The organism is Burkholderia sp. E168m15, from assembly GCF_016586105.1.
GTDB lineage: Bacteria > Pseudomonadota > Gammaproteobacteria > Burkholderiales > Burkholderiaceae > Burkholderia > Burkholderia orbicola.
Window position 1 is genome coordinate 44,376 of sequence record NZ_BCPO01000177.1, and the last position, 12,798, is coordinate 57,173.

Annotated in this window: 12 protein-coding genes and 1 pseudogene; 5 read left to right on the forward strand and 8 right to left on the reverse strand. The window is 69.4% G+C overall.

Going from position 1 to position 12,798, the window contains the following annotated elements:
* Positions 1–9: 9 nt before the first annotated feature.
* The 6 genes from JMF86_RS28420 to JMF86_RS28445 form a co-directional block, all read right to left on the reverse strand.
* Positions 10–1,164: an acyl-CoA dehydrogenase family protein gene (locus JMF86_RS28420; protein ID WP_011694885.1), complete on the reverse strand. Its 1,155-nt coding sequence runs from the start codon at positions 1,162–1,164 to the stop codon at positions 10–12.
* Positions 1,165–1,201: 37 nt separating this feature from the next.
* Positions 1,202–2,521, reverse strand: coding sequence for an MFS transporter (locus JMF86_RS28425; protein WP_011548915.1), 1,320 nt, complete (start codon positions 2,519–2,521; stop codon positions 1,202–1,204).
* A gap of 10 nt (positions 2,522–2,531) precedes the next feature.
* Positions 2,532–3,584 carry a porin gene (locus JMF86_RS28430; protein WP_011548916.1) on the reverse strand — a complete coding sequence of 351 codons (1,053 nt, stop codon included), beginning with the start codon at positions 3,582–3,584 and terminating at the stop codon, positions 2,532–2,534.
* Between the two features lie 81 nt (positions 3,585–3,665).
* A complete protein-coding gene (locus JMF86_RS28435; RefSeq protein WP_011548917.1) occupies positions 3,666–4,463 on the reverse strand; it encodes an enoyl-CoA hydratase/isomerase family protein in 798 nt (265 codons plus the stop codon).
* On the reverse strand, positions 4,460–5,680 hold the full coding sequence (locus JMF86_RS28440) for a CaiB/BaiF CoA-transferase family protein (RefSeq protein ID WP_011548918.1): 1,221 nt from the start codon (positions 5,678–5,680) through the stop codon (positions 4,460–4,462). Before JMF86_RS28440 ends, JMF86_RS28435 begins: the two co-directional genes overlap by 4 nt.
* 80 nt (positions 5,681–5,760) lie before the next feature.
* Positions 5,761–6,543 (reverse strand): crotonase/enoyl-CoA hydratase family protein, encoded by a 783-nt coding sequence (locus JMF86_RS28445; protein ID WP_011548919.1) that lies wholly within the window; start codon positions 6,541–6,543, stop codon positions 5,761–5,763.
* Between the two features lie 134 nt (positions 6,544–6,677).
* Between JMF86_RS28445 and JMF86_RS28450 the strand changes: the two genes are divergently transcribed.
* The 4 genes and pseudogenes from JMF86_RS28450 to JMF86_RS28465 all read left to right on the forward strand — a co-directional run bounded on the left by JMF86_RS28450 (position 6,678) and on the right by JMF86_RS28465 (position 9,248).
* The gene (locus tag JMF86_RS28450) at positions 6,678–7,442 is read left to right on the forward strand and encodes an IclR family transcriptional regulator (RefSeq protein ID WP_011694884.1); all 765 of its coding nucleotides are present in this window, start codon (positions 6,678–6,680) and stop codon (positions 7,440–7,442) included.
* Positions 7,443–7,565: 123 nt separating this feature from the next.
* The gene (locus tag JMF86_RS28455; RefSeq protein ID WP_011548921.1) at positions 7,566–8,618 is read left to right on the forward strand and encodes a CaiB/BaiF CoA-transferase family protein; all 1,053 of its coding nucleotides are present in this window, start codon (positions 7,566–7,568) and stop codon (positions 8,616–8,618) included.
* Between the two features lie 128 nt (positions 8,619–8,746).
* Positions 8,747–8,982, forward strand: a pseudogene (locus tag JMF86_RS28460) (type II toxin-antitoxin system Phd/YefM family antitoxin).
* A gap of 47 nt (positions 8,983–9,029) precedes the next feature.
* Positions 9,030–9,248: a type II toxin-antitoxin system RelE/ParE family toxin gene (locus JMF86_RS28465; protein ID WP_011548923.1), complete on the forward strand. Its 219-nt coding sequence runs from the start codon at positions 9,030–9,032 to the stop codon at positions 9,246–9,248.
* Positions 9,249–9,290: 42 nt separating this feature from the next.
* On the opposite strand, the gene JMF86_RS28470 is transcribed toward JMF86_RS28465, so the two are convergent.
* Positions 9,291–9,734: a PaaI family thioesterase gene (locus JMF86_RS28470; protein ID WP_006480333.1), complete on the reverse strand. Its 444-nt coding sequence runs from the start codon at positions 9,732–9,734 to the stop codon at positions 9,291–9,293.
* A 277-nt stretch (positions 9,735–10,011) separates the two neighbouring features.
* On the opposite strand from JMF86_RS28470, the gene JMF86_RS28475 reads away from it, so the two are divergent.
* Positions 10,012–11,631: a methyl-accepting chemotaxis protein gene (locus tag JMF86_RS28475; RefSeq protein WP_011548924.1), complete on the forward strand. Its 1,620-nt coding sequence runs from the start codon at positions 10,012–10,014 to the stop codon at positions 11,629–11,631.
* Here JMF86_RS28475 and JMF86_RS28480 read toward each other — a convergent pair.
* Positions 11,604–12,713 carry an AGE family epimerase/isomerase gene (locus JMF86_RS28480; RefSeq protein WP_027812333.1) on the reverse strand — a complete coding sequence of 370 codons (1,110 nt, stop codon included), beginning with the start codon at positions 12,711–12,713 and terminating at the stop codon, positions 11,604–11,606. The genes JMF86_RS28475 and JMF86_RS28480 overlap by 28 nt on opposite strands.
* Positions 12,714–12,798 lie beyond the last annotated feature (85 nt).

The following is a 12,798-nucleotide window of genomic DNA, read 5'->3' on the forward strand; positions in this document are numbered from 1 at the left end:
GCGCCGCGGTCAGAGCACGCTGCGTGCGACGACCCAACGGTGCACCTCGGTCGGGCCTTCGAAGATGCGCATCAGCCGCGCCTCGCTGGCCATCTGCTGCAACGGCATTTCCTTCGTCATGCCCATCGCGCCGAGCGTCTGCATCGCATGATCGATGACGGTCGACGCCATTTCGGTCGCGAACACCTTGACCATCGAGATCTGCGTGCGGGCGTCCTGCCCGGCATCCACGCGCGCGGCCGCTTCGTAAGTCATCAGGCGGCATGCGTGGATCTGCGTGAGCGCGTCGGCGACCCACCACTGGACCGCCTGGCGCTCCGCGAGCGGCACGCCGAAGGTCGTGCGCTGTTTCGCATGGTCGCACAGGAGCGCGACCGCGCGCTCGGCGCGGCCGATGCACCACGCGGCCATCTCCAGCCGCCGGTTCGCGAGCCGCGATTGCATCGGCGCGAAGCCGGCGCCTTCCCGGCCCAGCAGTTGCGCGCCGGGAATGCGGCAGTCTTCCAGCGCGATTTCGTAGGTCGACAGCCCGCCGATCATCGGAATCCTGCGTTCGATGACGAAACCCGGCGTGTCGCGATCGACGATGAACGCCGACATGCCGCCGCGCTTGCCCTTGCTGCGATCGGTCAGCGCCATCACGATCGTCCAGTCGGCTTCGGCCGCGTGGCTGATCCAGATCTTCCGGCCGTTCAGCACCCAGCCGTCGCCGTCGCGCACGGCGGTCGTCGACAGCGCGCCCGGATCGGAGCCGGCGCCCGGCTCGGAGATCGCCATCGCGGCACGCGTGGCGCCGCGTGCGTACGGGTCGAGATAGCGCGCGCGCTGCGCCGCGTCGGCCGCATCGCACAGCATCCGCAGGTTCGGCGAGTCGGGCGGCAGGATGTACGGGGTCACGGTCGTGCCGATCGCCTCGTTCACGCCGACCATCGCGACGGCCGGCAGATCCGAGCCGCCCGCGTCGAGCGGCGCGTCGAGTCCCCACAGGCCGAGTTGCCGGGAGCGTTCGTCGAGGTGCGCACGTTCGTCGGCGAGCAGCCCGAAGCGCTGGCCGTCGGCCTCGCGCGCCATCACCGCCGCTTCGAGCGGAATCAGTTCGTCCTTCACGAAACGCGCGACGAGGTCGCGGATCATCCGGTGTTCGAGTTCGAGTTCGAAATTCATGAGGGTGGTCCGTTCAGGAGAGAAAGAAGGCGCGCCGTCAGCCGGCGTTCGCGTGCGCCGCGCGGGCGCGCAGCGTGCCGAGCAACGCGAGCGCGCCGGCCGCCAGCAGCGCGGCATTGAAATAGAGGCCGCCGCGCATCGATCCGGTGGCCGTGTTGAGCACGCCCATCAGGAACGGGCTCGCGAATCCGCCGATCGCGCCGGTCATCGTGATCGCCGCGATCGCGACCGCCATCGAGCGCTTCGGCAGCGCGAGCCCCGGCAGCACCCAGAACGCGGGCAGTGCCGCGGCGTGCGTGGCGACCGCGATGCACAGCGCGATCATCAGATGCGACGTGCCGGCGCTGCTCGCGAGGCCGGCGAGCGCCGCCGCGCACGCGAGCATCGCGACGGCGCCGTGCTTGCGCCATTCGCGCCGGCGCTCGGTGCGCCAGCCCATCGCGAGCATGCCGACGATGCCGCACAGGTACGGCAGTGCGGACAGCAGTCCGATCTGCATCGCGCCATGCAGGCCGCCGCGATGCAGGATCACGGGCATCCAGAACACGAGCGCGTAGCCGGCGGCCGCGATCGCGAAATTGGCCGCGCACAGCAGCCAGAAATCGCGATGCGCGAGCAACGGCCGCGCCGCGTTCGCGGCCGGCGTATCGGCTTCGGCCTGCGCGTGGGCGGCGCGCAGCGCGGCCTTGTCGGCGTCCGACAGCCAGCGGGCGTCGTCCGGCCGGTCGTCGAGAAAGCGCAGTGCGACGAGGCCGAGCGCGCTGCTCGGCAGCCCTTCGACGACGAACAGCCATTGCCAGCCGCTCAGGCCGCCCACGCCGTCGAAGTACGACAGGATCGCGCCCGACACGGGGCCGGCGATCAACCCCGCGAGATACAGCGCGGTCATGAACAGCGCGAACGCCTTGGCGCGCTGCCGCGGCGGATACCACGCGCCGAGATAGAACAGGATGCCGGGGAAGAAGCCGGCCTCGAACACGCCCAGCAGGAAGCGGCACGCGTAGAACTGCGCGGGCGTCGTGACGAACATCGTCGCGGCCGAGCCGAGGCCCCACAGCACCATGATCCGGGCAATCGTCCGGCGCGCGCCGATTCGCGCGAGCCACGCGTTGCTCGGAATCTCGAACGCCATGTAGCCGATGAAGAAGATGCCCGCGCCGAGCCCGTAGACGGCGTCGGAGAAGTGCAGTTCGGCGGCCATCTGCGCGTGCGCGAAGCCGATGTTGATCCGGTCGATGAACGACAGCGTGTAGCACAGGATCAGGAACGGCAGCAGCCGGCGCGAGATCCGGCGATAGAGCGCCTGCGTCGCGCCGTCGTCGACGGCGGCCGGGTGGGTCGAAAGGGTCGAGGCCATGGGCACTCCGTCAGAAGCGGTGAACGATGCCGAGCGCGAACACCTGCTCGGTGCCGCCCGGTTGCGGCTGCAGGCCGGCGACGACGGTATTGCGGGCGTCGCCGCCGTTCTTCATGTAGAGATAGCGGGCGTAGAGCGAGGTCCGCTTCGACAGCGGATGGTCGTAGCCGACGCCGAGCGCGGTCGCGTCGTTCGCCGAGCCCTTCACGTCGCGGCGCACCACCGACACGAGCACGCGATCGAGCGCACCGACGTTGATCGACGCGCCGACGCTCGCGGTCGAGAACGCGGGCAGGCGCGCGGCCGTGCCGACGCCGTACAGGAACGCGGCGTACAGCTTGACGCGCGCGAACGCGTAGTTGGCCGCGAACACGTAGTGGCGGGTCGTCGACGGGGAGATGACGGGTGCGAGGTTGCCGGCCGACGTATCGCCCTGGAAGCCGGCGCCGACGTACAGCCCGCCGATCCGGTACTGCAGCCCGGCGCCGTAGTTGCGTCCAGCCTGCGTCGAGAGCGCGTTCGGCGTCGGAAAGCCGTACGTGGCCATCACGCGCAGGCCGTTCCAGTCGGGGCTCAGGTACGACGCCGCCTGGTTGAAGCGCGGAATCGGCGGCGTCGTGTTGCTCGTGATCGTGTCCGTCGACGTGGCGAGCAGCGCAAGCGGCGACAGCCGTTCGTTGAGTCCGAACGGATCGCCGTCGTACACGACGTAGAACGCGGGCGTGTATTGCCGGCCGAGCCGCAGGTCGCCGTAGCGCGTGTTCTGCAGCGACACGTACGCCTGCCGGTAGAACAGCGTGCCGCCCTGGAACGATCCGTCGGCCGGCGAGAAACCGCTTTCCAGCACGAATTTCGTCGACGTGCCGCCGCCGAGATCCTCGACGCCCGTCAGGCCGAAGCGGCTCGTCGACGCGCCACCGCCGCTTTGCCGCATGCTCGATAGACTGCCGATGCGATCGAATTCGACGTAGCTGTCGACGATCCCGTACAGCGTGACCGACGACGCGTGCGCCGGCGTGGCGCACAGCACGCACGCGCCGACCAGGAATGCTTTCCGTTGCATGAAGGTGTCTCCGTCCATGTTTTTTGGACGCGCCCGCGTTCTGGGAGCGGTGCGCGCGGGTGCTGCGGTGCGGCGCCGGGCTCAGCGTCCCTTGAACACCGGCTTGCGCTTCTCGAGAAACGCGCGGGCGCCCTCGATCCGGTCCTCGCTGGCGTAGACGTCGGGGCCGACGTCCAGCCGCAGCGCGGCGGCCACCGGCAGCCCCTGGCTGCGCGTCGCGGTTTCCTTGATGCGGCGGATCGTGAGCGGCGCGTTCGCGACGATCGTCTGCGCGAGCTCGCGCACGGTGTCGTCGAGTGCGGCGCCGGGCACGACGCGGTTCAGCAGGCCGGCGCGCTGCGCTTCGTCCGTGTCGAAGCGGCGGCCCGTGAACAGCAGCTCCATCGCGATCGCGTGCGGCAACATGCGCGGCAGCAGCACGCTCGCGAAGTTCGCACCCATGCCGACCCGCGCTTCGGGCAACGCGAAGGTCGCGTGATCGGCGGCGATCCGCAGGTCGCACGCGAGCGCGATTTCGCAGCCGCCGCCGATCGCGTAGCCGTTGATGGCCGCGATGGTCGGCTTGCGCAGCTCCAGGATCAGCTCGTGCACGTTGCGTGCGAGCCCACGCATCGGCTGCATTCCGCGGATCTCGGGGTCGCCGAGATCGACGCCCGCGCTGAACGCGCGTTCGCCCGCGCCGCGGATCACGATGACGCGAATCGACGGGTTGTCGTCGAGCGTGACGAGCTCGTCGCACAGGCGGCGGATCGCGTCGGCGGACAGCGCATTGGCGACGTGCGGGCGATGGATCGTCAGCCACGCGATGCCGTCGGCGTCGTCGCGCAGGATCGACGGGGCATCGTCGCCCGCCGGTGAAGCAAAGCGCGGGGTGGTCATGACGCGCTCCCGGCCACGTCCGCCCGCGTGTCGTGCAGCACGCCAGCCTGCCGCAGCGCGTCGCGGCGCGCCGCGTCGATCCCGAATGCGTCGAGTACGGCGTCGGTGTCGGCGGCGAACGGCTGGGGCGGCCGGCGTATCGCGCCGGGCGTGCGGGACAGCTTGGCGGGGATGCCCGCGCCGGTGTACGTATCGGTGTCGACGAACATCGCGTTGCGCGCCGCCTGCGGATGGCCGAACGCATCGGCCACGGTGTTCACCGGCCCCGTCGCGACGCCGGCGTGCATCAGCCGCTCGACGACCTCGTCCGCCTGCAGTTCGGCGGTCAGCTGGCCGAGCAGCGTGTCGAGCGCCTCGCGATGCGCGACGCGCTGCGCATTGGTCGCGAAGCGTGGATCGCGCGCCAGCTCGGGCACGCCGAGCGCGTCGACGAGCCGCGCGAACGTGCGGTTGTTGCCGGCGCCGGTCGCAACCGGCTTGTCCTTGCACGGATAGACGCCGTACGGCGCGATCGCGCCGTACACGTTGCCGGTCGCGACGGGCACGTCGCCGGTCGCCATCCAGCTCGTGCTGACCGGATGCAGCATCGACAGCGCGGTGCTGAACAGGTCGATGTCGACGTGCTGTCCGAGGCCGGAGCGCGTCCGCTCGACCAGCGCGATCAGGATGGTGGAGACGGCGCTCAGGCCGGCCGCGTAATCGACGACCGGAAACGGCACCTTGAGCGGCATGCCGCCCGGCTCGCCGTTGATCGACATGAAGCCGGCGAGGCCCTGCGCGACCGCGTCGTAGCCCGGAAACCGCGCGAGCGGGCCGTCGGTGCCGTAGCCGGAAATCGAGCAGTGGACGAGGCGCGGAAAGCGTGCGCGCAGGCAGTCTTCGTAGCCGATGCCCCAGCGTTCGAGCGTGCCCTGCTTGAAGTTGTCGATCAGCACGTCGGCCGTTTCGAGCACGCGCAACAGCACGTCGCGTCCGTCGGGATGCGACAGATCGAGCGCGAGATTGCGCTTGTTGCGGTTGAGCCCCCAGTAGTAGCTGGAGATGCCGTTCGGCATCGCGGGCCCCCAGTCGCGCGTTTCGTCGCCCTGCGGCGGTTCGATCTTGATGACGTCCGCGCCGTGGTCGGCGAGCGTCTGCGCGCAGAACGGCCCCGCATAGACGCGGCTCAGGTCCACCACGCGCACGCCTGCGAGTGCGCCTTCGTTGCTGCTGGTCATGACGATGTCTCCTTCGATGTGGATTCGGCGGGCCGGCAGGCCGGCCTGCGCCGGCTGCACGGTCGCGATGCGTCGCGGGTTCAGTCGCGCGCGGCGAACAGCGCGGTGACCGCCGCGCGATGTTCGGGGCTGGCGTGCGCGAACGCCTGGTACGACGCCGACAGGTCGAGCAGCGTGTCGAGGCTTGCGTGGCGGCCTTCGCGCAGCAGCCGCTTGGTCAGCCGCAGCGCGCTGCCCGAATGGCGGGCGATGCGGTCGGCCAGTTCGTGCGCATGCGCGAGGAGGTCGCCGTCAGGCACGACGCGCGACACGAGCCCGCAGCGCAGCGCGGCCTGCGCGTCGAGCGCATCGCCGGTGAACGACATTTCCGCGGCGACCGCGGCGCCGACGATCCGCGGCAGGAACCATGCGCCGCCGTCGCCTGGCACGAGACCGAGCGCGATGAAGCTCTCCGCGAAGCGCGCGCGCTCGGCGGCGATGCGGATGTCGCACATGCATGCGAGATCGGTGCCGGCGCCGATGGCCGCGCCGTTGACCGCCGCGATGGCCGGCACTTCGAGGTGCTCGAACGCATGCGCGAGCCGCTGGATGCCGCGGCGATAGCTGGTCCGGATCGCGGCAGGGTCGTGTGGGCCGGCTTCCACGAATGCGCGCATCGCCTTCACGTTGCCGCCCGACGAGAACGTCGTGCCGGCTCCGGTCAGTATCAGCACGCGGATCGATTCGTCGCGGTTCGCTTCGTCGCAGCATTCGGTCAACGCGTCGATCGCATCGGTGTCCGAAATGGCGTTGCGAGTGTCGGGACGATTCATCGTGACGGTCAGGATCGGGCCCTGCCGTTCACGGATCAAAAAGGCTGCCATGGTGTCTCCGTATGTTCTGTGCCGCGGGACTTCACGTCGCGGGCCGAAGCCTAGTATCGTCACGACGGTCGACGGCGGGAAATTCCGTTCCACATACGTGGAAGGCCCCTGCCGGTCGCTGCGGAGGGGGCGGGATGAGCGGAAACGTGGTCAAGAGCGCGGCGCGCGTATTCGAGGTGCTGGAACTCTTCAGCACCTTGCAGCGGCCGCTGAGCGTGCGCGAGATCGCGACGCGCTGCGGGTATCCGGGGTCGAGCGCGGCGGCGTTGCTCACCAGCATGAAGACGCTCGGCTATCTTGCCTACGACGATGCAACCCATGCGTATGCGCCCACCGCGCGGCTCGTCAATCTCGGCGAAGCGCTGGTCGATTCGGCGGCCGGCAGCCGGCGGCACTGGCATGCGGTCGCGAAGCGACTGGCGGCGCGCACGCACGAGGCGGTCGTGATCGCGGTGCAGAGCGACCTGTACGTGCAGTACATCGACGCGGTCGAGGGCTCGCATTCGATTCCGGTGCAGTTCTATGCGCCGATCGGCACGCGTCGCGAGATCTGCATGTCGGGCCTCGGCTGGGCGTTGCTGAGCATTCAGCCCGACAGCGCGATTCGCCGGCTCGTGTCGCGCAGCATCCGACGGATCGGGAAGTCGGGCAGGACGATCGACGAGGACGTCGTGCTCGACAAGGTCGAACAGACGCGCCGGCTCGGCTATTCGTATTCGGCGCATACCGTGACGCAGGGCGCCGCGATGATCTCGATGGTGATCGCGGACGGCTGGAACGGGCTGCCGTTGGCGATGGGCGTGGCCGGGCCGGTCGAGCGGATCGACCCGCATCGGGACGCGATCGTGCGCGCGATGCGGTCGGCGCTGGCGGAGCGGGCGGGCGACGGGTTGCGCTAGGGCCAGCGCAAGCCCGTCACTAGCGTGAGCAGGCGCTGGTCGCGAAGCCGGTGCGCGCAGGCATTCGCATAGAATCGGAAAGTTTCGCCGCTCCTGTCCCGACTGCAGTTCAGCGAGGTCGCCATGTCATTGAATGCACCGCTTGCCGGTATCCACATCGTCGAATTCGAAGGTCTCGGCCCCGGCCCGCTCGCGGGCTGGATGCTCGCCGGCATGGGTGCGCGCATCACGCTGATCGCGCGCCCGTCCGGCCGCACGAGCGCGCCGGACGCGCTGCGGGCTCGCGACGGCGACTTGTTGCGCGAAGGCAAGACGATCGTCGAACTCGACCTGAAGGCGCCGGCCGGGCGTGACGCCGCGCTCGACCTGATCGCGCAGGCCGATGCGTTGATCGAGGGCTTGCGGCCCGGCGTGATGGAGCGGCTCGGCCTCGGGCCCGACGCTTGCGCGCGCCGCAATCCGAAGTTGGTCTACGGGCGCATGACGGGCTGGGGCCAGGATGGACCGCTCGCGGCCGCGGCCGGGCACGACCTGAACTACGTCGCGCTGACCGGGCTGCTGTCGCTGTCCGCGCCGCGCGACGGCCGGCCGGGCGTGCCGCCGACCGTCGTCGGCGATGCGGGCGGCGCGCTCGGGCTTGCGTTCGGCATCGTCTGCGCGTTGCTCGACGTACGCGGCGGCGGGCCGGGGCGCGTGGTCGACGGCGCGATCGTCGACATCGTGTCGATGCTCGGTTCGCTCGCATTGTGGGCGCGCGCGAACGGGCAGCTCGACGGCGCGCAGCCGAGCCTGTTCCACGACGCGCCGTTCTACGACGTGTATCGCTGCGCGGACGGCGAATGCGTGACGATCGGCGCGCTCGAGCCGCCGTTCTATGCGCTGCTGGTCGAACGGCTCGGGCTGACCGACGTCGATCCCGCGTCGCAGTACGACCGCGCGCACTGGCCTGCGCTGAAGGCGCGTTTCGCGGAGGTGTTCGCGCAGCAGCCATCCGCGCACTGGCGCGCGCTGCTCGAAGGCACCGATGCGTGTTTCGCGCCGGTGCTGAGCGTGGTCGACGCGGCCGTGCACCCGCACAACGCGGCGCGCGGGATCTATCGGACCGATGAGCACGGGAACGTGCGGGCGCGGGTGGCGCCGCGGTTTTTGCCGTTGGCGGGGGATGAGACAGACTAGGGCTGTCTTTCAGGAGGTGGTTTCCGTTCGTCGACGGTCGAGTGTCGAGTGCATCAGAGTGTCAATTTTGGTGCTTAGTCTCGTATCAAATTAAGTACAATCGGCGCTCGATTGGAGAAAGAGCAGATATGCCTCATACCATTCTGGCTAGCGTCTCGGAGCTGAAGCGGAATCCGATGGGAACCGTTGCCGCGGGCGAGGGTTTTCCGGTCGCCTCCTGAATCACAACGAACCCGCGTTCTACTGCATTCCCGCGAAGACGTGGGAGGCGATGGTCGAACGCCTGGAAGACACCGACGACAATGCGTTGGCCGATTCGCGCGCCAGGGAGAAGATCGTCAAGGTCAATTTGAATGACCTTTGATCTCGCCTTTCTCGAGCCTGCATTGAAGGGGGAAGCTCGATCGCACCGTGCGCGATCAATTCAAGGCCAAGCTCGCCGAGCGGCTCGCGCATCCTCGTATCCCGTCAGCCAAATTGCATGGCCACCCGGATCGCTACAAGATCAAGCTGCGCGGTGTCGGTTATCGCCTCGTCTACGAAGTGCGCGACGCGGAAGTCATCGTGCTGGTGGTCGCGGTGGGCCGCCGCGAGCGTGATGCGGTCTATCTGGCTGCGATGAAACGCTAGCGCGACAGGCGTCGCGGCATCGATGCTTGCCGACGCAGCAATTCACGCCGTCTCCACCGGCGCATCCGGCATCTTGCCGTCGCCGACGCGGTTGATCGTGCCTTGCGCGATCGCGACGAGCCGCTCGTGATCGCCGTCGATGACGAACACGTGGCACTGGCAGGTCGCCTGGTGCCGGCCCGCGTAGACGAGCTTCGCGCGGGCGACGAGCGTGCCGTTCACGGCCGGCCGCAGATAGTTGATCTTGTATTCGGCGGTGATCACGCGCGGGCCGAGCACGAGCGCGCCGGCGAACGTCAGCGCGTTGTCCGCGAGATAGCTGATGACGCCGCCGTGCACGAAACCATGCTGCTGCCGTAGTTCCTCGCGCACGGGCAGACACAGCGACACTTCGTTGTCGCCGATATGCATCAGCTCCGTGCCCAGCAGCATGCTGAACGGCTGCGCGCGCAATGCGCCGCGCGCGTGGTCCGTGATGTCGGTCATCGAACTTCCTTGAAATGAGTGCCCGCTTGCGCTGAACTCTAGGAAGGGGGCTCCGGATAAGCAAGGAAATTCGTCCGCGTTTCGTGCAAATCCCGGCGCGATGCGACGCGATTATTGCGTCGAATACGCAAGATCTCCGCGTTTGCGGGCGATTCGACGCGAATGCGCGCGCGAAGCGCGCGATTGACCTGCGTGGTGGCCATTCCGCCTAAAGTCCGACGAAGAAATGCCGCTAATGCCGGGGCATTGCCTCATCGTCCGCTCTCCAGGAATCCCCATGTTCGGAAAAATCAAGCTCGCGTCGGGTCTGCTCGGCGTGTTGACCGTGTTCTGCCTCTTCCTGTTCGCGATCGAAGCGCTCGGCTTCTGGGCGCTCACGTCGACGCGCAGCGGCGTCGACGATCTGTCGAACGTCGCGATCGCGCAGGTCGACGCGGCCAGCCGGGCGACCGAGCAACTGCTCGACGCGCGCATCAACCTGTCGCGTGCCGGCACGCGGATGGTGCGCGGCGGGCCGAAGCCCGAGGACATCATCCGTCACGCGGGCACGTCGCTCGCGGAAGCGGACAAGGCGTTCGCGGTACTGACGGCCGCGCAGGCGGTCGACGACACCAACCGCGCGCGCGTCGCGGCGCTCACCGAGCGCTATCGCGCGCTGCGCGGCGCGCTGGGCGAGCTCGTGCAGTTCCTCGACGCCGACAACATCCAGGCGTTCCTCGACCAGCCGACCCAGGGCTTCCAGGACGCGTACATCGCCGAGCTGCATCGCTTCACCGACTATGGCGGCACGTCGAGCCGCGCGGCGCTCGACACGATCGACGGCGGCATGCTGTGGTTCAAGTCGGTCGGCATCGTGCTGCTGGTGGCGATGCTCGCGGCGAGCGCCGCGATCTACGCGGCCGCGCGGCGCGCGGTCGTCGCGCCGCTGGAGCAGGCCGGCCGCCATTTCGAGCGGATCGCGCAGGGCCGTCTCGACGAAGCCGTGCAGGCGGGCGGCGTGTTCGAGATCGACCGGATGCTGCGCGCCCTCGGCGCGATGCAGACGAGTATCGCGGGCACCGTGCGCACGGTGCGCCAGGCGTCCGATGCGATCCACCTCGGCGCGGGCGAGATCGCGGGCGGCAACGCCGACCTGTCGGCGCGCACGGGCACGCAGGCCGCGTCGCTTGAGGAAACCGCCGCGAGCATGGAGGAATTGACCGCGACCGTCCGGCAGAACACCGACAGCGCGCGCGCGGCGAGCGCGCTGGCCGACGCGGCGCTCGAAGCGACGAGCCACGGCGGCGGCGTGGTCGACAGCGTGATCGACCGGATGCGCGGCATCGCGCAGAGCTCGGGGCGCATCGCGGAGATCATCTCGGTGATCGACGGCATCGCATTCCAGACCAACATCCTCGCGCTGAACGCGGCGGTCGAGGCCGCGCGGGCCGGCGAACAGGGGCGCGGCTTCGCGGTGGTCGCGGGCGAAGTGCGCTCGCTCGCGCAGCGCAGCGCGCAATCGGCGAAGGAGATCAAGGCGCTGATCGAGGATTCGGTCGCGCAGATCAACGGCGGCGCGGAACTCGTCGAGCGCGCCGGCGACGCGATGCGCACGGTGTCGGCGTCGATCACGCGCGTCGTGCAGACGATGTCGGAGATCACGGCGGCGTCGGTCGAGCAGAGCGTCGGGATCGAGCAGGTGAACCAGGCCGTCACGCAGATGGATCAGCTCACGCAGCAGAATGCGGCGCTGGTCGAGGAAGTCGCGGCGGCGGCCGCATCGCTGAACGACCAGACCGCGCACCTGATGCAGGCGGTGTCGGTGTTCGAACTGGGCGACGGACGCGTCGCCCACGGCGGCCGCGCGGCGCCGTCGTTCGCCGCGACGGATTACGAACCGGTCGGCAGCGCCGCGTAGGCGGTCGCGAGGTGATAGGGCGTCGTCGACGGCATGTCGGCGCGCGATACCTGTCCGTCCGCCGTCTTGCATTCGAACCAGCCGCGCGGATGCAGGAAGCGCGTGGCGAACCGCTCGATCTGGCGCGCGAGCGGCGCGGAGGCCGGCGTGCCGCCGTGCGTTGCGAGCGCGCGCAGGTATTCGGTCTGCGCCCAGATCCGCTGCGTGCCGTCGATGCATGCGCCTTGCGCGTCGAGCGCCGCGCACACGCCGCCCGTCTGCGGATCGACGCCGTATTGCTCGGCGAACGCGAACGCGCGCGACAGCGCGGCGGGCAGCCCGGTCTGCGCGAGCCGCGCACCGGCCGCATCGACCAGATAGAACCACTCGAACTGATGGCCGGGCTCGAAACGGTTGTCGGCTGATCCGAGCGGCAGCTCGGCCACGCAGCCGGTCGCCGCATCGACGAACGTGCGCTCGACGGCCTGCGCGGTGCGTGCGAGCGCATCGTCGAATGCCGGGTCGCCGAACGCATCGGCGGCCGCGAGCCACGCTTCGGTCAGGTGCATCAGCGGATTCTGCAGCGCACCGCTGCCGGATGACGAGAAGTCGGCATGGCGCGCGGCATCGAGCAACGCGTCGCCGTGGCGCGGCGCGAAGCGGTCCTGGATCAGCGCGGCGGTTTCCTCGGCCACCGTGCGCGCGGCGGCGTCGCCCGACGCCGCATGCCACGCAGCGCACGCGAACACGATGAACGCGTGCGTATAGAGATCCTTGGTCGTATCGAGCGGTGCGCCCTGCGCATCGACGCTGTAGATCCAGCCGCCGTGGCGCGGGTCGCGAAAGTGCCGGCACAGCGCGTCGAACAGCGTGGCCGCGTGGGCGGTGTCGCCGGCCTGCGCGAACACGAAGAGTTGCCTTGCGCACGCCATTGCGCGATAACGGGTCACGGGCAGCGGCGCGTGGGTGGCCGGATCGACGGCCTCGAACGGCAATTGCAACGCCGAGTCGAACCCTGAACCCCGCCAGATCGGCAAGACGACGTGCGCGAAATGGTGGCGCAACTGGGCGGCCTGGGCGGAAGCGGAGTCGGAAACGGACATGGCGGGGTTGAGCGCTTGGATCGAAACGTGTCGGCGCGGCCCGGAGAATCGGCGCGGCCGGGGCCAAGGATAAAACATTCCGCGC